The 21,329-nt window shown below is 60.7% G+C and carries 18 protein-coding genes and 1 rRNA gene; 12 read left to right on the forward strand and 7 right to left on the reverse strand.

The window, feature by feature from the left end:
* The first annotated feature begins 1 nt into the window (after nucleotide 1).
* The 7 genes from rrf to MHJ63_RS00035 all read left to right on the forward strand — a co-directional run bounded on the left by rrf (nucleotide 2) and on the right by MHJ63_RS00035 (nucleotide 8,243).
* Nucleotides 2-116, forward strand: a 5S ribosomal RNA gene (gene rrf / locus MHJ63_RS00005).
* 218 nt (nucleotides 117-334) lie between these two features.
* Complete coding sequence (locus MHJ63_RS00010; RefSeq protein WP_035757275.1) at nucleotides 335-2,368, forward strand: M13 family metallopeptidase; 2,034 nt, start codon at nucleotides 335-337, stop codon at nucleotides 2,366-2,368.
* A 99-nt stretch (nucleotides 2,369-2,467) separates the two neighbouring features.
* Nucleotides 2,468-4,003, forward strand: a complete 1,536-nt coding sequence (gene lysS, locus MHJ63_RS00015) for a lysine--tRNA ligase (protein WP_239445759.1) — start codon at nucleotides 2,468-2,470, stop codon at nucleotides 4,001-4,003.
* A 2-nt stretch (nucleotides 4,004-4,005) separates the two neighbouring features.
* On the forward strand, nucleotides 4,006-4,233 hold the full coding sequence (locus tag MHJ63_RS00020) for a hypothetical protein (RefSeq protein ID WP_070490856.1): 228 nt from the start codon (nucleotides 4,006-4,008) through the stop codon (nucleotides 4,231-4,233).
* 118 nt (nucleotides 4,234-4,351) lie between these two features.
* Nucleotides 4,352-4,651 (forward strand): histone-like nucleoid-structuring protein Lsr2, encoded by a 300-nt coding sequence (locus MHJ63_RS00025; protein ID WP_035757283.1) that lies wholly within the window; start codon nucleotides 4,352-4,354, stop codon nucleotides 4,649-4,651.
* A gap of 143 nt (nucleotides 4,652-4,794) precedes the next feature.
* Nucleotides 4,795-7,497, forward strand: a complete 2,703-nt coding sequence (locus MHJ63_RS00030) for an ATP-dependent Clp protease ATP-binding subunit (protein WP_239445760.1) — start codon at nucleotides 4,795-4,797, stop codon at nucleotides 7,495-7,497.
* Nucleotides 7,498-7,670: 173 nt separating this feature from the next.
* Nucleotides 7,671-8,243 carry an amino-acid N-acetyltransferase gene (locus MHJ63_RS00035; protein WP_052048623.1) on the forward strand — a complete coding sequence of 191 codons (573 nt, stop codon included), beginning with the start codon at nucleotides 7,671-7,673 and terminating at the stop codon, nucleotides 8,241-8,243.
* Between the two features lie 109 nt (nucleotides 8,244-8,352).
* On the opposite strand, the gene MHJ63_RS00040 is transcribed toward MHJ63_RS00035, so the two are convergent.
* Nucleotides 8,353-9,387 carry an HhH-GPD family protein gene (locus tag MHJ63_RS00040; RefSeq protein ID WP_239445944.1) on the reverse strand — a complete coding sequence of 345 codons (1,035 nt, stop codon included), beginning with the start codon at nucleotides 9,385-9,387 and terminating at the stop codon, nucleotides 8,353-8,355.
* A 49-nt stretch (nucleotides 9,388-9,436) separates the two neighbouring features.
* Between MHJ63_RS00040 and MHJ63_RS00045 the strand changes: the two genes are divergently transcribed.
* Nucleotides 9,437-10,162 carry a DUF4834 family protein gene (locus MHJ63_RS00045; protein WP_239445761.1) on the forward strand — a complete coding sequence of 242 codons (726 nt, stop codon included), beginning with the start codon at nucleotides 9,437-9,439 and terminating at the stop codon, nucleotides 10,160-10,162.
* Between the two features lie 31 nt (nucleotides 10,163-10,193).
* Here MHJ63_RS00045 and disA read toward each other — a convergent pair whose 3' ends face one another.
* From disA to MHJ63_RS00060, 3 genes are all read right to left on the reverse strand, one after another.
* Complete coding sequence (gene disA / locus MHJ63_RS00050; protein ID WP_269634101.1) at nucleotides 10,194-11,318, reverse strand: DNA integrity scanning diadenylate cyclase DisA; 1,125 nt, start codon at nucleotides 11,316-11,318, stop codon at nucleotides 10,194-10,196.
* Between the two features lie 130 nt (nucleotides 11,319-11,448).
* Nucleotides 11,449-12,843: a DNA repair protein RadA gene (radA, locus tag MHJ63_RS00055; RefSeq protein WP_035757291.1), complete on the reverse strand. Its 1,395-nt coding sequence runs from the start codon at nucleotides 12,841-12,843 to the stop codon at nucleotides 11,449-11,451.
* Nucleotides 12,844-12,940: 97 nt separating this feature from the next.
* Nucleotides 12,941-14,086, reverse strand: coding sequence for an FUSC family protein (locus tag MHJ63_RS00060; RefSeq protein WP_035757294.1), 1,146 nt, complete (start codon nucleotides 14,084-14,086; stop codon nucleotides 12,941-12,943).
* A gap of 178 nt (nucleotides 14,087-14,264) precedes the next feature.
* Here MHJ63_RS00060 and MHJ63_RS00065 point away from each other — a divergent pair, with 178 nt between their 5' ends.
* The 4 genes from MHJ63_RS00065 to pstB all read left to right on the forward strand — a co-directional run bounded on the left by MHJ63_RS00065 (nucleotide 14,265) and on the right by pstB (nucleotide 18,534).
* On the forward strand, nucleotides 14,265-15,380 hold the full coding sequence (locus MHJ63_RS00065; RefSeq protein WP_035757297.1) for a phosphate ABC transporter substrate-binding protein PstS: 1,116 nt from the start codon (nucleotides 14,265-14,267) through the stop codon (nucleotides 15,378-15,380).
* 98 nt (nucleotides 15,381-15,478) lie between these two features.
* Entirely contained in the window at nucleotides 15,479-16,426 is a 948-nt protein-coding gene (pstC, locus tag MHJ63_RS00070) for a phosphate ABC transporter permease subunit PstC (protein WP_083285333.1), read from the forward strand.
* A 133-nt stretch (nucleotides 16,427-16,559) separates the two neighbouring features.
* On the forward strand, nucleotides 16,560-17,639 hold the full coding sequence (gene pstA / locus MHJ63_RS00075) for a phosphate ABC transporter permease PstA (RefSeq protein ID WP_052048627.1): 1,080 nt from the start codon (nucleotides 16,560-16,562) through the stop codon (nucleotides 17,637-17,639).
* A gap of 115 nt (nucleotides 17,640-17,754) precedes the next feature.
* Nucleotides 17,755-18,534 (forward strand): phosphate ABC transporter ATP-binding protein PstB, encoded by a 780-nt coding sequence (gene pstB / locus MHJ63_RS00080; protein ID WP_035757300.1) that lies wholly within the window; start codon nucleotides 17,755-17,757, stop codon nucleotides 18,532-18,534.
* A gap of 181 nt (nucleotides 18,535-18,715) precedes the next feature.
* Here the strand turns inward: pstB and MHJ63_RS00085 are convergent, their stop codons facing one another.
* The 3 genes from MHJ63_RS00085 to MHJ63_RS00095 all read right to left on the reverse strand — a co-directional run bounded on the left by MHJ63_RS00085 (nucleotide 18,716) and on the right by MHJ63_RS00095 (nucleotide 21,316).
* Nucleotides 18,716-19,729 carry an inorganic phosphate transporter gene (locus tag MHJ63_RS00085; protein WP_052048605.1) on the reverse strand — a complete coding sequence of 338 codons (1,014 nt, stop codon included), beginning with the start codon at nucleotides 19,727-19,729 and terminating at the stop codon, nucleotides 18,716-18,718.
* Entirely contained in the window at nucleotides 19,730-20,290 is a 561-nt protein-coding gene (locus MHJ63_RS00090) for a hypothetical protein (protein ID WP_141739798.1), read from the reverse strand.
* Nucleotides 20,291-20,680: 390 nt separating this feature from the next.
* Nucleotides 20,681-21,316 carry a hypothetical protein gene (locus MHJ63_RS00095; RefSeq protein WP_239445762.1) on the reverse strand — a complete coding sequence of 212 codons (636 nt, stop codon included), beginning with the start codon at nucleotides 21,314-21,316 and terminating at the stop codon, nucleotides 20,681-20,683.
* Between the last annotated feature and the right edge of the window lie 13 nt (nucleotides 21,317-21,329).

Here is a 21,329-nt window from a genome sequence, read left to right on the forward strand (position 1 = left end):
ACGGCGGTTATAGCGTGGGGGAAACGCCCGGTCCCATCCCGAACCCGGAAGCTAAGCCCCACAGCGCCGATGGTACTGCAACCGGGAGGTTGTGGGAGAGTAGGACACCGCCGAACACACTTCACGAACGTGACAGGAGAAGAGACCGATTATCGGTTCCGCTTGAGCCACCCCACCACCACCGGCTCGCGACCGATAGCCCCTTTCGGTCCTTCTCCTGTCACTTTTCTTTTTAACCAATCGCACAAACACAACCACGCAAACACCAACACATCATCCACAGCCCACCGCTGCACTTTGGAGCCCGTGCGCGGTGCCCGGTAGCGTTATATACATGACCGCTACAGCTAACACTCACATCGAAGCCACCGACGTGCCGCGTCCGCAAGACGACCTGTACCGTTGGGTCAACCACGAATGGCTCACCAGCAACGAGATCCCCTCAGATCGCGGAGCTTACGGTGTCTTCCACGAACTACGCGACCGCGCAGAAGCAGACGTGCGGAACATTATCGAAGAAGCTGTAGCACGCCACCATCAACGCCAAGCCAACAACGGCAGTAGCAATACCGCCGAAAGCAACGGCGGCAACACTGCCGATAGCAGCGACGAAGAAGCCGCGCGCGACGCCCGCATCGCTGGCCTATGGGACTCCTTCATGGACGAAGAACGTATCGAAGCGCTCGGAACCAGCCCCGTGGGCGACCTGCTGGAGAAAATCGACAACGTCCACGACGTCGAACACCTTATGAAGCTCGCAGGAGAGTTCGCGACCGTTGGGATCGAGGCGTTCTTCAGCATCGGAGCCTCCAACGACGCCAAAGACACAGATGTAAACCTCTTCACGATCCTCCAAGGCGGCATCGGCCTACCAGACGAGGCCTACTACCGCGAAGACGCCTACCAGGACATCCGCGAGGCCTACCGCGCCCACATCGAACGGATGCTGACCCTCTTCGCATACCCAGACCCAGCAGGTACCGCTATCCGCATCTTCGATCTTGAAACAGCGATCGCCAAGCACCACTGGGACATCGTGAAAACCCGCGACGCCCAAGCCCGCTACAACAAGATGAACAGCGACGAACTGCTCGAGCTGGCCCCGCTGTTGCGGAACTGGTTTGACGGCTCACGCATCTCAGAAAAATACTGGTCCGTTGTAGACGTGTGGCAGCCAAGTTTCCTCGAAGGGCTCAACAAAGAGCTCACCGAACAACCCCTTGAGGCATGGAAGGATCTGCTCGCGTTCAACGTGATGCGCGCACGCGCCCCGTACCTCAATAAAGACGTCGTGACCGAAAACTGGTCCTTCTACTCCCACACCCTCGGCGGGGCCACCGAACAGCGCGAACGCTGGAAACGCGGCGTAGCGTTCGTCGAATCCGGCGTTGGTGAGGACATCGGTCAGATCTTCGTGGCCGAACACTTCCCGCCGGCAGCGAAAGAACGGATGGACCATCTTGTCGACCGTCTGATTGAGGCATACCGCACCTCGATCACCGGGCTGGACTGGATGGGTGAAGACACCCAGAAGCGAGCACTCATCAAGCTCGAGAAATTCCGCACCAAGATCGGCTACCCGAGCGAATGGATCGACTACAGCACCCTCGAGGTCGACCCTGAAAACCTGGCGGGCAACGTCGCCGCGATCGCCCAATCCACGCTCAAGCGAGAACTGAAGAAAATCGAGGACGGCGTGAACCGTGAACTGTGGTTCATGTACCCGCAGACCGTCAACGCCTACTACCACCCGTTGCTCAACGAAATCGCGTTCCCTGCAGCGATCCTGCGGCCACCGTTCTTCGACCTCAACGGCGATGACGCAACCAACTTCGGTGCGATCGGCGCGGTGATCGGCCACGAAATCGGGCACGGCTTTGACGATCAAGGCTCCCGCTTCGACGGCGACGGAACCCTCACCGACTGGTGGACCGAAGACGACCGCAACGCCTTCGAAGCCCGCACCAAGAACCTGGTTGAACAATACGGGGCACTCGTCCCGCCAGAAGCGCCGGAGCACACCGTCAACGGCGAGCTGACCCTCGGTGAGAACATCGGCGACCTCGGCGGGCTCGGAATCGCCCATAAGGCTTATCTTGCCGAAATGAAAGCGACCGGCCGCGACCCTGGGGAAGAGACCGATGGGCTCAGCGGCAACCAACGCTTCTTCACATCGTGGGCAAGGGTGTGGGCGAGCCTCACCCGCCCAGAGTCCATGGTCACCATGGTCTCGACCGACCCGCACTCACCAACCGAGTTCCGGGCCAACCAGACCGCCCGCAACGTGGACGCCTTCCACGAAGCGTTCGGCACCAAGGAAGGTGATGGAATGTGGCTGGCACCCGAAGAACGCGTCAGCATCTGGTAGCCAGTTAGCCGGCAGACTCACGCCCGCCTTGAGTTACGGTCAGCGACTGGGTTCTATACAGCGCTTTGAGTTCTATCTAGCGCAGAGGTGCCAGCTAGAATGGTGGGCGTGACTGCCAACGCTAACTCTTCTGAAACGACATCGACCGTTGACAACCGTGACCAGCGCGCCGTGCGCCTGGCCAAGCGTCAGGAAATCCTTGACTCCGGTAAGCCGGCGTACCCGGTAGGGGTCCGCCGCACCCATTCACTGGCGACCGTGCGCGAATACTGGGCGCATCTTGCAAGCGGTGAAGAAACCGACGATGTGGTTGGTGTCGTGGGGCGCGTTGTGTACCAGCGCAACACGGGTAAGCTCTGCTTCGCTACCCTCCAAGAGGGCGGCGAAGACGGCTCGACCGTGCAGTTGCAGGTCATGATTTCGCTCGCGGAGGTCGGTCAGGAAGCGCTTGAAGACTTCAAGCACCTCGTTGACCTTGGCGACCACGTGTTCTTTGAAGGACGCGTGATCTCATCCCGCCGCGGGGAACTGTCCATCATGGCTCAGCGGTGGCAGATGGCCTCCAAGGCGCTACGTCCGTTGCCTGTTTTGCACGCTGACCTCAACGAAGAAACCCGCGTACGTCAGCGTTACGCAGACCTCATCGTGCGTGAAGAAGCGCGCCAGATGATCTATAAGCGGGCCGCAGTCACCCGCGCGATCCGCCGCGTACTCGATTCCCACGGCTATGTGGAAGTCGAAACGCCGATGTTGCAACTCATCCACGGCGGCGCCGCGGCGCGTCCGTTCGAGACGCACCTGAACGCGTTCGATCAGGACATGACGTTGCGTATCGCGACCGAGCTGTACCTCAAGCGCACCGTGGTGGGTGGGGTGAACCGCGTCTATGAGATGGGCCGTATCTTCCGCAACGAAGGTGTGGATTCGACCCACTCGCCTGAGTTCACGACACTCGAGTTCTATGAGGCGTACGCGGATCAGTTCGTGATGGCCGCACGCCTCAAGGAGATCATTCTCGCCGCCGCCGAGGAAATCGGTTGCGGCCTACAGATCCCCGGACCAAACGGCACCACGATCGATCTTTCCGGTGAATGGGCTTGGGTGAGCGTCTACCCGGCGCTATCTGAAGCTGTGGGCCGCGAGATCACCCCAGAAACCGGCATCGACGTGTTGAAGGAAGTCGCTGCTGAAAAGGATGTGGCCTGGGATGAGAACTGGGATGAGCAGAACGCTGTGATCGAGCTGTTCGGGGAGATCGTCGAACCAACCCTGATCAACCCGACGTTCGTCTACGACTACCCGCCGGCAGCCCAGCCGCTCGCGCGCCAGCACCGCTCCAAGGACGGTGTCATCGAAGCGTGGGACCTCATCATCGGAGGTATGGAGCGCGGCACCGCGTTCTCCGAACTGATCGACCCGGTGATCCAGCGGGAACGCCTCACGCATCAGTCCGAGCTCGCCGCAGGTGGCGACCCCGAAGCGATGCAGCTCGATGAAGACTTCCTGCGTGCACTCGAATACGGTGCGCCACCGATGGGCGGCACCGGCCTGGGTGTGGACCGCCTCGTCATGCTGTTCACCAACGTAGGCATCCGCGAGACCATCCTCTTCCCGCTGCTGAAACCGGAGGCATAGCCATGGCCGAAATCTGGGACGCTATTTACCCATACGTTTCAGTACTGTTGCCGACCATTACCCTCGCCCTTATTTTCTGGTGGGTTATGCGCTCGATTGTCAACGCCGACCGCCGCGAGCGTGAAGCCGCAGCTAAGGGCAAAGAGCTCACGGACGCGCGGTTCGAAGACGCCGTTGAGAAGCGGATGAAAGAAATCGAATCCGAAATGGCTGCTAAGAACCAAAAATAGCGAAAACCCGTCAGAAAATATCTGACACCCTCAACGGCGTAGCGTAGTATTTTTATTCGAAGCTTATTTTGATGACCTTTCAATTTAAGCGAACTCAATAATGAGTGGAGAAGTATTTATGGCACGCCAAGTTCAAGTCACGCTGATCGACGATATCGACGGCACGCCAGCAGAATCGACGGTTTATTTCGGCCTCGAAGGCATGCACTACGAAATCGACCTTTCCCAAGACAACCTCAACAAGCTCCGGGAATTCTTACGCCCCTACATCAAAGCCGGCCGCCGCTCCGCGCCGCACTCATCCGATGAAGCAGCGCGCATCCGCGCATGGGCCAAAGAAAAAGGCTACGACGTCTCCGACCGCGGACGCCTCAGCCACGAGATCATCGTGAAATACCGCGAAGCACACCGCAGCTAAGGCGTCCACAGACTTCGAAGCCAAGGCACAGACTTCTGCTATCTGCGTACACGGTCACAAACTGTTCACCTGATGGTGAACACAGACCAATCGACTGCTTTCGATGCGTAGCATCGGAAATAAGTCATTAAAGGAGTGTGCGCATGTTCGAACGTTTCACGGACCGTGCCCGTCGTGTTGTGGTGCTCGCCCAAGAAGAGGCGCGCATGCTCAACCACACCTACATCGGCACCGAACATATCCTGCTCGGCCTCATCCACGAAGGTGAAGGCGTAGCAGCAAAAGCCCTGGAATCCCTCAACGTGTCACTCGGAGCGGCACGCGAACAGGTCCAGGAAGCCATCGGTCAAGGCTCGCAAGCGCCAACGGGACACATCCCCTTCACCCCGCGCGCCAAGAAAGTCCTCGAACTTTCCCTACGTGAAGCCCTCCAACTGGGCCACAACTACATCGGCACCGAACACATCCTGCTCGGCCTCATCCGTGAAGGCGAAGGCACCGCAGCCCAGGTACTCGAAAGCCTCGGCGCCGACCCACAAGCCGTACGCCAAGAAGTCATCCAACTCATCTCCGGCTACCACTCCTCCAAGGAACCAGCCGGAGCCGGCGGCGGCTCCCGCGACCAGAAAGACGGAACCCCGTCCGGTTCCGCCGTCCTCGACCAGTTCGGTCGCAACCTCACCGCCGCAGCACGCGAGAACAAACTCGACCCCGTCATCGGGCGCGAACACGAGATGGAACGCGTCATGCAAGTTCTATCTCGCCGCACCAAAAACAACCCCGTGCTCATAGGTGAGCCAGGCGTCGGTAAGACCGCGGTCGTTGAGGGGCTCGCGCAAGCGATCGTGCGCGGCGATGTGCCAGAGACCCTCAAAGACAAGCACCTCTACACGCTTGACCTGGGTTCCCTCGTGGCTGGCTCCCGCTACCGCGGTGACTTCGAAGAACGCCTCAAGAAGGTCCTCAAAGAGATCCGCACCCGCGGCGACATCATCCTGTTCATCGACGAAATCCACACCCTCGTCGGTGCCGGCGCCGCCGAAGGCGCGATCGATGCCGCGAGCATCCTCAAGCCGATGCTCGCCCGCGGTGAACTCCAGACCATCGGCGCAACCACGCTCGATGAATACCGCAAACACATCGAAAAAGACGCGGCACTGGAACGCCGCTTCCAGCCGATCCAGGTACCGGAACCATCGGTCGAGCTCACCGTCGAAATCCTGCGCGGCCTACGCGATAAATACGAGGCACACCACCGCGTATCCATCACCGACGAAGCGCTGCAGTCCGCAGCCCAGCTCGCCCACCGCTACATCTCCGACCGCTTCCTGCCGGACAAGGCCGTCGACCTCATCGACGAAGCCGGCGCCCGCCTGCGCATCCAGCGCATGACCGCCCCGCCAGAGCTCAAAGAGATGGACCAGAAAATCGCGGAAATCCGTCGCGAAAAAGAATCCGCGATCGACGCCCAAGACTTCGAAGGAGCGGCCAAGCTCCGCGACGAAGAGCAGCGCCTGATCACCGAGCGCCAAGAAAAGGAAGCCGCATGGAAGAACGGCGACCTCGACGAAATCTCTGAGGTCACCCCAGAGGTCATCGCCGAAGTCTTGGCTTCCTCGACCGGCATCCCGGTTGTGCAACTCACCGAAGAAGAGTCCACGCGACTACTCAACATGGAAGAGGAACTGCACAAGCGCGTCATCGGCCAGGACGAAGCGATCAAGTCGATCGCCCGCTCGATCCGCCGCACACGCGCCGGCCTCAAAGACCCGAACCGTCCAGGCGGCTCGTTCATCTTCGCAGGCCCAACCGGTGTAGGTAAGACCGAGCTCGCTAAAGCGCTCGCCGAGTTCATGTTCGGTGACGAGGACGCCCTCATCACCCTCGACATGTCCGAATACGCAGAGAAGCACACCGTTTCCCGCCTGTTCGGTGCGCCTCCGGGCTACGTCGGGTACGAAGAAGGCGGTCAGCTGACCGAAAAGGTACGCCGCCGCCCGTTCTCGATCGTGCTGTTCGACGAGGTTGAAAAGGCCCACGCTGATCTGTTCAACTCGCTACTGCAGATCCTCGAAGACGGCCGCCTGACCGATTCGCAAGGCCGCGTGGTCGACTTCAAGAACACGATCATCATCATGACCACCAACCTCGGTACCCGGGACATCTCCAAGGGCGTGATGACCGGCTTCCAATCCACCACCGACGTCCAAACCGGTTACGAACGCATGCAGGCCAAAGTCCAGGAAGAGCTACGCCAGCACTTCCGGCCAGAGTTCCTCAACCGTGTTGACGACATCGTAGTCTTCCCGCAGCTGCAGCACAGCGAGATCGTCCAGATCGTGGACCTGTTCACCAACCGGCTTGCCGAACGGCTCGTCGAACGTTCGATCTCGCTGTCCGTCACGCAACCTGCACGCGACCTGCTCGCAGACCGCGGCTTCGACCCAGCGATGGGCGCCCGCCCACTACGTCGCACCATCCAACGCGACGTCGAAGACCCACTGTCCGAGAAGATCCTCTTCGGAGACCTGCTGCCAGGCCAGACCGTTGTTGTAGACGTCGAAGGCGAAGACGACGCTCGCAAGCTGACCTTCACCGCAGTCGACGGGCCAGACCAGCTCGAAGGCAAACCAACCCCAGCCGCGATCCTCGCCGGCTCCACCGAACCAACCGGCTCGGAAGAGACCGGTTCAGGTTCGGACGAGACAGGTTCGGGTTCAGGCGAGTCAGGCTCGGGTACTGGCGAGTCAGGCGCCGGCGCAAATGGCCAGGGTGAGGATGGCACCGGCGAGTCAGGCTCCGGTGAGGCAGGCACCGGCCGCCACGCCTACAGGCCAGGCACCTAGCGCATCGAACGCATGAGTGAGCTGTGCCCCGCGTCCCGTGAGGGAAGGGGGCACAGCTCAGTCAGTTAACAGGGCATAGTCTTAACAGGGCCTAGTCATAATACGGCCCAGTCATAACTGAGCGCAGCCTTAACAGGCCTTTATATTGAGGCCACCAAACTACGATGGACACCATGGCAACCCCAGCAACACACAACCCCAACGCGATCACCGTCCGGCCAGCGCGCTCACAAGACGTGAAATTCATCCGAGACCTCGTACGCCCATACGCCGAACAGCGGATCCTGCTGGAAAAAGAAGCCGTCGCCTACTACGAATCCTTACAAGAATTCAGGGTCGCCGAAGACGCCGACGGGCGCATCATCGGTTGCGGAGCCTTCCACGTCATGTGGGAAGACATCGGCGAAATCCGAACACTCGCCGTCCACCCAGACGCCGCCGGACGCGGATGCGGCGCAATGCTGCTGGAACACCTACTCCAAGACGCCAGAGACCTCGGCATCCACCGGGTCTTCTGCCTCACATTCGAAGTCGATTTCTTCAAAAAACACGGATTCGAAGTTATGGACCAACAAGACGCCGTAGCCCCCGAGGTGTTCCAAGAACTCCTGCGCTCACCCGACGACGGCGTCGCCGAGTTCCTAGACCTCGCACGCGTCAAACAAAACACCCTCGGCAACACCCGCATGATCACCTCGCTCAAAGACGTCGAAGAACGAATCACCCCGCTCATGAGCCAAAATTAAGGTGCGTCAGGGCTGAGCTGCGCGGGAATTGAGCTGGAGTTGAGCGGTGCCGGAATTGAGGGGTGCGGGGCATATATCCACGCTCTCAGCGGTCGCCGCCGGAAGCCACCTAGCCGGGAAGTGACACCTCACCGTAAGTAGTCAGCACCGCCAGCCCATCCTCAATAAGTCCGCGGGCGCACGAAGCCCGCTGCGCATCGTCGGCACCAAGCAAAGCTAACTGAGCCAAAGCAGAACGCAAATGCGCCTCCGCGACTTCCTGCGCGGCCCCTTCCGCACCATCACGCGTAACGAGCACACCGTACGGAACCGGGCCATCGGACTCCCGTAAAACCGCCATCATCCGGCCACGCACCTGTCGGTCCGTCCCATGCCACGCCTGCCCACGCGGAACGTAATCCGCTGCCGGCTTCCCTGCAGCAACCCACGCACACACAGACTCCACGGGGCACTCACCACACCGCGGATCCCGGGCCGTGCACACCAGCGCACCCAACTCCATCGAGGCCGCATTCCACGTATTCGCCTCAGCGACCTCCGCAGACGTGAACGACGCATCCGCCGCATCCCCCGCCTCATTCGGGTGAGCCGGCATCAATGCTTGAGCCTCACGATACTGCGCCCGAGTCATCGAAGGCCCCGGCAGCGCCTTAGCGTGAAAAGCGCGACCCACAACCCGGCGAATATTCGTATCAACCACGGTCGCCGGGACCTGGTATGCGAAACACGCGACCGCCGCGGCCGTGTACTCGCCGATACCGGGCAGAGAAAGCAGGGTCGGAAGATCGCGGGGAACCACGCCAGCGTGCTCCGTGACGATCGCCTGTGCACAAGCATGTAAACGCAACGCACGGCGCGGATAGCCTAAGCGACCCCAAGCGCGCAGGACCTCACCGGCGGGCTCAGCCGCGAGATCATGCGGGGTAGGCCAGCGTCGCATCCACTCCTCCCACACCGGCTGAACCCGCACCACCGGGGTCTGCTGCAACATGATCTCCGAAACGAGGATGCTCCAGGGGCTCGCCTCAGGACGGCGCCACGGAAGGTCACGGCCGTGGGCTTGGAACCATTCGTTGACGCGTGCGCGGACCACGCTGGCGGAGGGCGTTGTGGGGACTGGGTTCTGGATGGACACGTGTGTCATCATACGGCGGCTAGCTCGTCAGGGATGGTTAGCCGATTATCCTGGAGGCATGGCCACCGAGAACCAGAAACCGTCTGCAGCCACGTATCGACGTCGCCGTATTGTGGCACTGATTATTCTGCTGATCCTCCTCACTTTAATAACCTTGGGCATCGTGAGTGTCGTTAAATGGGTTTCCGGAGTCTTCGGTGGAGGCAAAACCCAAGCGCAAGAACAAAGCCAGCAGCAGCAAGCCGCGGAAGGCTCGAAACAGTCGGGCGAAGAAAATAGCAGCACTGGCGATGCTAAAGATAAGAACACTGGTGATGCCGAAGATAATAAGAGCACTGGTGATGCTAAAGATGAGAAAGAGGGGGAGGGGCGGCCCAGCCCTCGGCCCGACGGCAGTCAAGAATGCGCGGACGGCGACATCAAAGTCAGCGCAGCAACCGACAAGAAATCCTATGGCGCGGGTGAAAACCCCGTACTGATCCTCAAAATCAAAAACACCGGTGACGTCCCCTGCACCATGAACGTCGGCACCAGCCAACAAGAGTTCGTAGTGACCTCCGGCTCCGACCGGATCTATTCGACCCGCGACTGCCAAAAAGACGCAGAAGACATCAAGCTCAAGCTTGAAAAAGGCAAAGAGGAAAACGCCCGTTTCACGTGGAACAGAGAACGGTCCCTGCCGGAATGTCAACCGATTTCCGCAAAACCGCTACCAGGTACCTACAAACTCAAAGTCAGCCTAGGCTCCAACGAATCCGAACCGGCCGCGTTCCTGCTGAAGTAGCCACCGCGCCAGCCCCCACCTGCCGGCAGGGTCAGCGGTAGCGCTCCAACAGACTGTCTTCAGCGAAACGGCTGAGCCCCTCGCGTACGCTGCGGGCGCGGCTTTCGCCGACCCCTTCAATCTCTTGTAGCTCATCGACGTTCGCGGCCATGAGCTCCTGCAGGCCATCGAAACGCTGAACCACCCGCTCCACAAGATGCTGAGGCAGCGAAGTAATACCGGACAGCAGCCGGAAACCGCGCGGTTCAACATGACGGTCAAGATCCGAGGCGCCCTCCGGGAAACCCAAAAGCATCGCGATCTGCCCAAGGTCCACCAGGTGTGGAGAGTCCATGGCAGCAAGTTGTTGCTCTACCTGGTTGATGTCCACAAGCGTCTCACCGATACCGGCACGGCGTGCCGCGTTCGCGTAGTCCCGCAAAACAACCGAAAGCGACGGCCCAGCGCCCGTGCTGAGCTCTTCAAGGTGCAAATCAACGAGCCGCCCGTTAACACCCAGTTCAAGGATGTCGTCACGGATCTCCTCTGAAATACGGCGCACCATCTCAAGCCGCTGGAGCACCATCGCGACATCGCGCACCGTGACAACGTTCTCGATCTCCTGATTCGATAACGCGTTCGTCACCTCAACCAGGCGTGCCTTATACCGCTCCAGGGTCGAAAGCGCCTGCGTTGCCCGCGCAAGAATCGTCTCAGAACCCTCAAGCTGGTGACGCTGCCCATCAACATAGATGGTGATGGTGTTCATCGACTGCGATACCGCGATCACCGGATAGCCGGTCTGAACCGAAGTCTGCTCTGCCGTGCGGTGTCGGGTTCCGGTCTCCGTCGCGGGAATAGTCGGGTCAGGAACCAGGTGGATTCCGGCATGCAAGATGCGGGTGACATCCCGGGAGACGATGATCGCGCCATCCATCTTGGCAAGCTCCCGCAGCCTAGTCGGAGAGAACTCAATATCGATCGGGAACCCGCCAGTGATCAGTTGCTCAAGCCCGCGGTCGAAACCCAGCACGATGAGCGCGCCGGTGCGACCGCGCACAATCCGTTCAAGCCCGTCGCGCAACTCAGTGCCGGGCGCGAGCCTGATCATCGTCTGCCGCAGAGCCTCAGCCTGCTCAGGCCGAAGGTCATCGGCCCGGTAGTGCTCGGCTCGCACATGTTCTGAATAACGAGGCGTCACGTGGGTTGGGTACCTTTCACATCGCGATGCGCAGCCCCGAGCCAGCGGAGCGCGCACGAACATTCATCTTTATTCTAGAAGCGCTCGCCGGCGGATGGGGCCTCATTTAGGATGAGCCGGCCGGTGTGAAACCTGCTAAATGTAGAGCTTCCGCGAGGCTCGTTACGGTCCTGACTTCCATTCCGTCAGGGATTTTCCCGGGCCCGTTGGGGGAGGTGGGGACGATCGCTCGCTGATACCCCAAACGGTGCGCTTCAGCGATGCGCCGGTTAACATCCTGTACCGCACGCACCTCGCCTGCAAGACCGACTTCACCGAACACGATCATGCGTTGGTCCAGAGGGTGGTTCGCTACCGCCGAGGCCACGGCGAGGCACGCCGCAAGGTCGATCGCGGGCTCAGTCAACCGGACACCGCCCACGGTTGCTACGAAGCAATCTGTCTGGCCTAAGGCGAGCCCTGCTCGGGATTCCAAGATAGCTAGCAGCATCGAAACCCGGGAAGAATCGAGGCCGGTTGTACTACGACGCGGTGACGGCGTGGTCGCCGCCGTCACTAGCGCCTGGACTTCAGCGATGAGTGGGCGGCGGCCTTCAACGGTCACGGTGAGGCACGTGCCGGCAACGGGTTGGATGGTGCGTGTACGAAACAGCCCGGACGGATCGGCTAGCCCCTCGATACCGGAGTCAGTCAGGTCGAAGCAGCCGACCTCATCGGTGGGGCCGTACCTGTTCTTGACCGCGCGTAGAAGCCGCAGGCGTGAGTGTTTCTCGCCTTCAAACTGACACACCACATCCACCAGGTGCTCAAGTAGACGCGGCCCGGCGATGGTGCCTTCCTTGGTCACGTGCCCCACAACGATTGTGGTGATGCCTTTAGTTTTAGCGGTACCGATCAACGCGGACGCGACTTCACGCACCTGTGAGACCCCGCCCGCTGAACCGGAAACCTCGGCAGATGCCAGGGTTTGAACCGAATCCACGATCAACAAGTCCGGCTCAATCTGTTCAACCTGGCCCAACGCGGTCCCCAGGTCTGTTTCCGAGGTTAGATACAGATCATCCGAGATGGCTCCGATACGCTCAGCCCTCAACTTCACTTGCGCGGCGGACTCTTCACCCGAGATATAGAGGACCTTCAAACCAGAACGGGCAGACCGTGCCGCCGCATCGATCAACAGGGTCGACTTACCCACGCCAGGCTCCCCGGCGAGCAGAATCACCGCGCCTGGAACCAAGCCTCCACCTAAGACCCGGTCGAATTCACCCACGCCAGTAGCCCGATGCACCGCCGGCTGCGAATCGATGTCAGCGATTTTCTGAGCCGGCTTAGCCGCTGAACGCACCTGAGTCAGCTGACCCAGCTCAGGGCCAACTTCTTCAACAGATCCCCACGTCCCGCACTCAGGGCAACGACCAACCCACTTGATGGTCGCCCACCCGCACTCCTGGCACCGAAACTCACTCGACTTTCGGGACGCCTTTTTCCCAGAAGAACTCATGCCCCAACCCTACGCAGATACCCTGACACTTTGTTCACGCAGGCCCGCTCCGCCAAAGCATCCCGCCACAGCAGCAACCCCGCCGCAACAACGCACGCTAGATGCGGGGCAGGTATTCCGATGCGGCGTCGCGCGGGACTCCGGTTGCGTGCAGAATATCCACGGCAGTAGGCCGCAACAGCATAATCAGCGTGGTCAACTGCATGGTCTCGGCACGCCACGAGGCCGCATCCAAGTCGCCCACGACCTCCTCCATGATCGAGCGGGCACGGCGCCGCATCATGTTCGCAGACCCCGTTGAGGTCTCCGCTGCCGAGTTCGCCAAAGCGTTCATCGCATCAGCGAACCCCTCAAACAGAGTGTGTAAGCGTTCCCGTTGTTCCGCATCGGGCGCCAAGGTGTTCAAAAGCCCCGCGGCACGCCGAGCCACCACGTTGAGCCCACGCAGAATCAGGTCAGCAACCTCCAAAAGCTGCTCCTGATCACTCAACTCATGACGGTGCCGCCGCCCCAAAACACTCAACTTCGCGTAATCGTTGGAGGTCTTGATCTCTTGCCGCGCCTGATCAACCAGCGTGCTAGCGTTACGCACCCGCACCAGCGTGTGCCACGCGGCCTGCGAATCTGAACGCTCAAGCGCTTCACCCAACTCACGGAAACACTGACTGACCTCCCGCAGCAGGCCCGAAAGTTTCGCCGCTGGCGCTCGCCGTGGGTCGCGTGGCCACATCAGCATCAAGAGTAGGCCCACGGTGCCGCCGATGATCGCGTCGATGGATCTGGTGAACGGGCCGCCGTAGGGGATGGGTAGCAGCACAACCAGCAGGGATTGGACGCCGAGTTGGGTTGCGAAGATCACGCCGGGGTCAAGGAAGCGTGCAAGCACGAGGGAGAGGAACACGACGATCGCGGCCTGCCATACGCCCCTGCCCAACAGCGTCATCAGCACGTCGCCTAACACGATGCCGAGCGTGCACCCGAGCGCGACCTCAAGGGTTCTGCGCAAGTGGGACGATGTCGCGAAGCCGAGCACGATGAGGGCGCTGGTTGCGGCGAAGATCGGTTGTTGGTGGCCGAGCACTTTTTCTGCGAACCAGAAAGAGAACACTGACCCGACTGTCGCGAAGATGATCCGGGTCATGGAGATCTGTACCCGGCGGAGGCCACCTTTGAGGCGGGCCTTGAGGTGGCGCATGGCTGCGCTCGATGCGCGGGGTAGCTTCCGCTTGCTGCGTGTGCTCATCCCGCGCACCTCCTTACACCCAATGTGATCAATATCTATCCTCCATTCTTACACCACCCCAAATAGTTCACCTGTTGTTCACATAAGGCCACAGGTTCCGTTACCTTGCGTGGTTAGCGTCTAGAGCGTCGCCGCAAAACCGCGGCACTCGCCTCCCCAGGAATGAAAGAGAAAGACCGTGCAGATTAAGCACTTCGGCCGTACGGCTGCAATCCTGTCCATCGCGGCCCTGGGCCTCACCGCATGTGGCCAGGCAAACAACACTTCCGGCTCCTCGGACAAAGACTCCGGCAACGGCGACGCCAAGCAGGTTTCCGGCACCCTTTCCGGTGCTGGCGCTTCCTCGCAGGAATCCGCTATTGGCGCATGGACCGCTGGTCTGAAGGAATCCCAGAAGGACCTCAACGTCCAGTACAACCCAGCTGGTTCCGGTGCTGGCCGTAAGGCATTCCTCTCCGGCCAGGCTTCCTTCGCAGGCTCCGACGCTTCCATCAAGGAAGAAGAAGTTGCTGACGCAGAGAAGATGTGCGGCCCAGAGGGCGCAATCAACATCCCTGCATACATTTCCCCAATCGCGATCGTCGTGAACCTCGAGGGCGTTGACGAGATCAACCTCGATGCCGAGACGCTGGCGAAGATCTTCGCTGAGGACATCACCACCTGGAACGACCCAGCGATCGCCGCACTCAACGAGGGTGTTGACCTTCCAGACACCAAGATCATCCCAGTGCACCGCGCTGACAAGTCCGGTACCACCGACAACTTCACCGATTACCTCGCTGAGAACGCTAAGGACGCTTGGCCAGCAGGTAACGTCGAAGAGTGGCCATCCGACCTCGGCGGCGAAGCGGCACAGGGCACCTCCGCACTGGTTGGTGTTGTCCAGAAGAGCAACGGCGCTATCGGCTACGCCGACAAATCCGCAGCTGGCGACCTGACCCTTGCGAAGATCAAGGTCGGCGAGAACTTCCAGGCCCCAGAGGAAGAAGCAGCAGCTAAGTCTGTTGAAATCTCGGACCGCGTTGAAAGCAAGAACGAGAACGACATGGCTGTGCGCATCAACCGCACCTCCACCGAAGAGGGCACCTACCCACTCGTCCTCGTCTCCTACCACATCTACTGCTCCACCTATAAGGATCAGTCGACCGTGGACATGGTCCAGGCATGGGGCCACTACGTGGTCAGCGAAGACGGCCAGAACGCTGCCCAGGCAGCTGCTGGCTCCGCACCAATGACCGAAGCAATGCGTAAGGACGCCGAAAAGGCAATCGACGCCATCAAGGTCGCCGAGTAACGCATACCTGTGACGGGCGGCCGGCTTGAATGCCGGCCGCCCGACCACGCATCTAAGCCCCCACATCCCACTGGATTCACCCGCACAGGAGCAATCTCGTGACTTCCCCATCGCTGGCACCAAAGAGTGGCCCGCTCGATGAAAAGGCGAAAGGCCGAGTCGGAGACAAAGTATTCTCCGGCACCGCCTTGGTAGCCGGCATCATCATCCTTGTCATCCTCGTCTTCGTCTCGGTCTTCCTGGTCACCCAGTCCATTCCGGCGCTGACTGCAGACCCAGCAGACATCACAGGCGGCAAGGGCTTCCTCAACTACGTCCTGCCGCTAGCGATCGGTACCCTCATCGCCGCCGGCATCGCATTGCTCCTAGCAACACCAGTCGCAGTTGGTGTTGCATTGTTCATTTCCCACTTCGCGCCCCGCCGCATGGCGAAAACGGTCGGCTATGTGATCGACCTTCTCGCAGCGATCCCATCGGTCGTCTACGGTGCATGGGGCATGGCCGTGCTCGGCCCAGCGATGGTCGGGATCTTCAACTGGCTGCACGACAACCTCGGATTCATCCCGATCTTCGGTGACCCATCCCAGACCGGCCGAACACTCATGACCGCATCGGTCGTGCTCGCGGTGATGATCCTGCCGATCATCACCGCGCTCTCCCGCGAAATCTTCGTCCAAACCCCTAAACTTCACGAAGAAGCAGCGCTGGCACTCGGCGCAACCCGTTGGGAAATGATCCGCATGGCAGTCTTCCCATTCGCCCGCGCCGGCGTCGTCTCCGCAATCATGCTCGGCCTCGGCCGCGCCCTCGGCGAAACCATGGCAGTCGCAATGGTGCTCTCCGCAGGTGGCCTTACCATCAACCTCATCGGTTCCGGTAACTCCACCATCCCGGCAGACATCGCCCTGCACTTCCCAGAGTCCTCCGGCCTACGCGCCAACGAACTCATCGCGGCCGGCCTGGTCCTCTTCATCATCACCCTCATCGTGAACCTGATCGCACGGTGGATCGTGTCCCGTCACAAAGAATTCGACGGAGCTAACTAACATGACCCGCCCGAATCACGAACACAGCTCCCAAAAGTCTGAGGTAAAACCAGTGAACGCGACCGAACAGCGCACCAAAACCACACCAGAGGGGGAACGTCGCCACGGCCGTAGCCGCCTCACCTCCGGACAAATGCCACGATGGGGCGAGCCACTCATCGGCGTCATCTCGCTGATCCTCGGCGCCGCCATCGTAGCGCTCATCGGCTTCAACATCGCAGGCTGGCTCTGCGTCTCCGCGATCATCTTCCTGATCGTCGACTACGTTGCAACCCTGCTGGTAGCCAACCGCCGCCAAGCGGCCAACACGCTAGCCCGCAACCTCATCGTCGGCGCGTTCCTCATCGCGCTGGTCCCACTCGTCTCAGTCATCTGGACCGTTGTCGCCAACGGCTCCAAAGCGATCGTCGCGCCAGGGTTCTTCGCATCCGACATGCAAGGACAGATCGCGATCGCCGACATCCAGCACGCCCGCGAAGGCGGCCCGCTCATCGGCGGTATCAAGCACGCACTCATCGGTACGTTGCTCATCACCCTCGCAGCCACCGTGATCTCCGTGCCGATCGGTCTGCTGACCTCGATCTACCTCGTCGAATACGCACGCGACAACTGGCTCTCTAAGGTCATCCGCTTCTTCGTTGACGTCATGACCGGTATCCCATCAATCGTCGCGGGTCTGTTCGCGGCCGGTATCTCCGCCTACGTGATGCTCGACCTGTTCCAGATGCGGCCAGGCTCCCAGCTGATCGGTTTCTCTGCAGCGATCGGTTTGTCAGTGCTCATGATCCCGGTTGTGGTCCGCTCAACCGAAGAAATGCTGCGCGTTGTCCCGAACGAGCTGCGCGAAGCGTCAGCGGCACTCGGCGTACGCAAGTGGCGCACCATCATGAAGGTTGTCCTCCCAACCGCGCTATCCGGTATCGCATCCGGCGTCACCATCGCTATCGCACGCGTCATCGGTGAAACCGCACCGATCCTGGTGACCGCAGGTACCGCATCAGTCGTGAACTTCAACCTGTTCAAGGACTGGATGATGGCGCTACCGGTCTTCATCTACCGCCAGCTGAACTACCCGGCAGCACCAGCCGCGCAAGACGCATCGACCCTACGCGCATGGGGTGCAGCGCTTGTCCTGATCATCATCGTGATGCTGCTGAACCTGCTGGCACGCATCATCGCTAAGATGTTCGCACCGAAGCAGGCCGGCCGCTAAAGGAACCGGGTGGTACGGAACACGCCAGCCACCCCACACACGAGCTCTCATAGACCACTGACCACAGGTCACACCAACCACTGACCACCAGGTCAAAGTGAAGGAAATAAAAACTATGGCAAAGCGCATCGACGTCTCAGACCTCAACGTCTACTACGGCAGCACGCACGCGGTAAAAGACGTCAACATGACGATTGACCCTTGTTCCGTTACCGCGTTCATCGGCCCATCCGGTTGCGGTAAAACCACCTTCCTACGGACTTTGAACCGTATGCACGAGGTCATCCCGGGTGCACACGTCAAGGGCAAGGTGCTACTCGATGGCGACAACATCTACGGTTCAGGTGTTGACCCAGTGCGTGTCCGCACCGAGGTCGGCATGGTTTTCCAGCGCCCCAACCCGTTCCCGACCATGTCCATCCAGGACAACGTCCTCGCCGGGTTCAAACTCAACGGCAAGCGCCTCTCTTCCTCCGACCGTGAGGAGATTGTCGAGAAGTCGCTGCGCGGCGCGAACCTGTGGAACGAGGTCAAGGACCGCCTGGATAAGCCAGGTTCCGGTCTCTCCGGTGGTCAGCAGCAGCGTCTGTGCATCGCCCGCACTATCGCAGTCCAGCCGTCCGTGATCCTGATGGACGAGCCGTGCTCCGCGCTCGACCCGATCTCCACGCTCGCCGTCGAGGACCTCATCAACGAGCTCAAGGACACCTTCACCGTGGTGATCGTGACCCACAACATGCAGCAGGCAGCCCGCGTCTCTGACAAGACCGCGTTCTTCAACATCGCAGGCACCGGCAAGCCAGGCGAGCTCATCGAATACAACGACACCTCGACGATCTTCAACAACCCACAGCAGAAAGACACCGAGGATTACGTGTCCGGCCGCTTCGGCTAAACCACGCCGCGGAGCTACGAGCGTGCAGTAGCGGCGGCGAAACAATAGCCACACCACGATGGTGGCGCCTGCAGACAGCGGGCGCCACCATCGCTGTTTAAGCGGAAGATGTGCTGGCTGGGTGCTGGACGGGTTGGCCGCGGCGCAGGCTGGCCGCTGCGCAAGGCGGGGCAGCGGTGCGCTACCCGATGAGTGGGGACGCGGCGAGGTACAGGACGGCGCTGACGAGGAAGGTCACCACCGGTGTCATGAGCCAGTAAGCCGCGACTTCAACGGCGCGGCGCTGATTCACGGTCATGTGACGTTGTGTGAGGCCGGCACCGAGTAGCGAAGTTGTGACGGACTGGGTTGAAGAGATCGGTAAGTGGAAGGCGATCGAACCGAAGAACACGAGCAGGGAAGAAGAAACTTTCGCCATGCCTGCCCGCAACGGGTCCAGCTGCACGAGCCGCGTTGAGAGGGTATAGGTTATGCGCCAACCTCCCACAAGCATTCCCGCACCCAGGATCACCGCGGTGATGATCTCGAAACCATGCATGTCACCGTAATCGAAATCTAATCCGGCGGTAGCGGTCATAACAAGCAGGAAGACAGCCAAACGCTGGCCGTCCTGCAGCCCGTGAGCGAACGCCACCGCAGCGGTCGCGATCGCCTGGGAAACCCGGCCAATCCGGTCAGCAGATTTCGGTGTCTGATACCGCATGAGCCACGCCGCCGGGATCATGATCAGTATCGACAACAGTGGCGCAACAAGCACCGTGACCGCAAGCGGAATAAGGATCGCCAACAACAAGGTCAGCCACACGCCCGTGTTCTCCATGTGGCCCATCGTTATCGCCGCTACCAAGGCGCCTACAAGCCCGCCGTACATCCCGTGGGTTTGGGAGGTCGGTTGTCCACGCCACCACGTGAACAAAGCCCACATAGCCGCCGATGCCAGCGCCGCCATCGCCATCACGAGGCCCGCAGGACCGGGCGCCAAAGCCAGCTCGAATTGGTCTTGAAACGCGATCCCCAGCCCCGTCGAGAGAAACGTGCCGGCCGCAGCGAAACCGGCCACAACAATCGTTGCGATACCAGGGGTCAAAGCACGTGTACGCACCGAGGTCGCAACAGCGTTGGACGCGTCATGGAAACCGTTGAGGAACGTGACCAAAGCCCACAGCAGGCACGCACACACCAAAAGGAAACCCATTTACGATTCCTTGACCAGGATGGTCCCAAGATGGTTCATCGCCTGAATCAGTTCGTACTGGGCTTCACGCACGTCATCGAGCAACATGGTTTGAGACAAAGCGGTCTGTACGCGAGTGGTTTCGCTGATTTCGAGTTTCCAGGTACGGATCGTGTGGCGGCCGCGGGTCGTGAGCCCCATGAGGTCCAGCCAATCGTCTTCGACGTTGTCCAGCTGCGCCAGATGCGCGAAAACTTTCCGTAACACTTTGGCTTGCTGGCCCAGAAGCTCAAGAAGCTCAGGCAGCGACGTTGAACGCATCGGGATCGCATCCGGGATGAGGCCCGCCGCATTAGAGACAGCACCGATGGATGCGCGAAGGTGGCGAGAGAACGTGAACAGGTCTTCCCGAGGCAACGGGTTGATGAACGAGGTACGCAAATGCGTGAGCAATGTATAGGTTTTGTCATCAACCTCGTTCAGGTTTTCCTTGATCGCTTCACGCAAAGCGGTCCGTTCCGTTGCAGGCGCAGAGATGAGTTGGGCGGCCGAACCGATGGCCTCGTATAACAGCTCAGACATGCCGGCCAGCAACTTGAGGCTTCGAGCCTCAGAAGGAAACAGCCGCAAACGCACGGAAACCTCATTCTCAAAGGGGACGTTACAGCTGGCAGTCTAATGAGTGAAGGTTAACAGACAAACGCGTTGAGCGGCGGGGGATCTGCGCAGGCAGCGATGCGCGAACTAATGTGCGGCGACAAAGATCCCGGACGTTGACAGAAGCCAGGATTTGAAAGACACCGGGCCGGGGGCGCCTCTCGGCGGAAGGCCGCTCGAAGCGGCAGATATTTGGAGCCCGGGGCCTCCTGCGGCCCGGTGTCCCCTCCAGTGTGGCAGACGGGGCCGGGTGCTCGTCAAGCGCTGCGGGGATACCGGTAGTCCTTGCGCCAGGTTGGTGTGGCCGCGGCGGGGCTATTCGAGTTGGTTGCGGCGCCACATTTCAGCTGAGGCGACGAGGTCCGACGCGGTGGAAGCTAAGCGTCGCGAACTTTCAGTGAGTGCGCGGGCATGCTGTGTTGCGTGCGCCTCGGCGCTGTCGGCGTGGGCTGCCTGCCCGGCGGCGACGAGCCGGCAGAACGCGGCGGCGCGCTCGAGCGCGACGGCGAAGTCTCCCGTATAGGCGCCCGTGAGGATCGCGGTGGTGACCTCGACCACCTCGGTAGGCCCCGGCGGGTCCGCGACCCCGGCAACCACAACCGTGACGTCATCCACAGACATACCGGCGCGGAACAGCGCGGACCAGCGGTGCGCATCGTTCATGACAGCCCGGCGCAGCACATACAGCCGCCACAACGTACCCGGCAGCGAAACGGCAGGGGAGGCCGACCACAGTTCGGCGAGCTCAAGCAGACCATCCGAGTCCGCGAGCTTGATGAGGCGGTCCAGAACCTCCGGCTCAACCCCCGAACGGCCCTGATGCACGATAGCGTGGGCAGTCAGGTGTGCCGCCTCGGAATGATGTGCCGGATCCGAGCCGGGCGCCTCACGATCCAACAGCTCGGGAGGCATCACGGCTGGCTTGTGGTGGGTGCGCGCCGAAAAACTCATCCCCTCCAGTGTA

This window comes from Pseudoglutamicibacter albus (genome assembly GCF_022346425.1).
Classification (GTDB): Bacteria; Actinomycetota; Actinomycetes; order Actinomycetales; family Micrococcaceae; genus Pseudoglutamicibacter; species Pseudoglutamicibacter albus.

What these genes read in the sequence shown, in the direction of transcription:
- MHJ63_RS00090 (WP_141739798.1), bottom strand. Translation starts at nt 20,290, where the DNA reads ATGTCTGAGCTGTTATACGAGGCCATCGGTTCGGCCGCCCAACTCATC.
- pstB (WP_035757300.1), top strand. Translation starts at nt 17,755, where the DNA reads ATGGCAAAGCGCATCGACGTCTCAGACCTCAACGTCTACTACGGCAGC.
- lysS (WP_239445759.1), top strand. Translation starts at nt 2,468, where the DNA reads ATGGTGGGCGTGACTGCCAACGCTAACTCTTCTGAAACGACATCGACC.
- MHJ63_RS00040 (WP_239445944.1), bottom strand. Translation starts at nt 9,387, where the DNA reads ATGACACACGTGTCCATCCAGAACCCAGTCCCCACAACGCCCTCCGCC.
- MHJ63_RS00020 (WP_070490856.1), top strand. Translation starts at nt 4,006, where the DNA reads ATGGCCGAAATCTGGGACGCTATTTACCCATACGTTTCAGTACTGTTG.
- MHJ63_RS00060 (WP_035757294.1), bottom strand. Translation starts at nt 14,086, where the DNA reads ATGAGCACACGCAGCAAGCGGAAGCTACCCCGCGCATCGAGCGCAGCC.
- MHJ63_RS00025 (WP_035757283.1), top strand. Translation starts at nt 4,352, where the DNA reads ATGGCACGCCAAGTTCAAGTCACGCTGATCGACGATATCGACGGCACG.
- MHJ63_RS00035 (WP_052048623.1), top strand. Translation starts at nt 7,671, where the DNA reads ATGGCAACCCCAGCAACACACAACCCCAACGCGATCACCGTCCGGCCA.
- MHJ63_RS00010 (WP_035757275.1), top strand. Translation starts at nt 335, where the DNA reads ATGACCGCTACAGCTAACACTCACATCGAAGCCACCGACGTGCCGCGT.
- radA (WP_035757291.1), bottom strand. Translation starts at nt 12,843, where the DNA reads ATGAGTTCTTCTGGGAAAAAGGCGTCCCGAAAGTCGAGTGAGTTTCGG.
- MHJ63_RS00030 (WP_239445760.1), top strand. Translation starts at nt 4,795, where the DNA reads ATGTTCGAACGTTTCACGGACCGTGCCCGTCGTGTTGTGGTGCTCGCC.
- MHJ63_RS00095 (WP_239445762.1), bottom strand. Translation starts at nt 21,316, where the DNA reads ATGAGTTTTTCGGCGCGCACCCACCACAAGCCAGCCGTGATGCCTCCC.
- MHJ63_RS00085 (WP_052048605.1), bottom strand. Translation starts at nt 19,729, where the DNA reads ATGGGTTTCCTTTTGGTGTGTGCGTGCCTGCTGTGGGCTTTGGTCACG.
- pstA (WP_052048627.1), top strand. Translation starts at nt 16,560, where the DNA reads ATGCCACGATGGGGCGAGCCACTCATCGGCGTCATCTCGCTGATCCTC.
- MHJ63_RS00045 (WP_239445761.1), top strand. Translation starts at nt 9,437, where the DNA reads ATGGCCACCGAGAACCAGAAACCGTCTGCAGCCACGTATCGACGTCGC.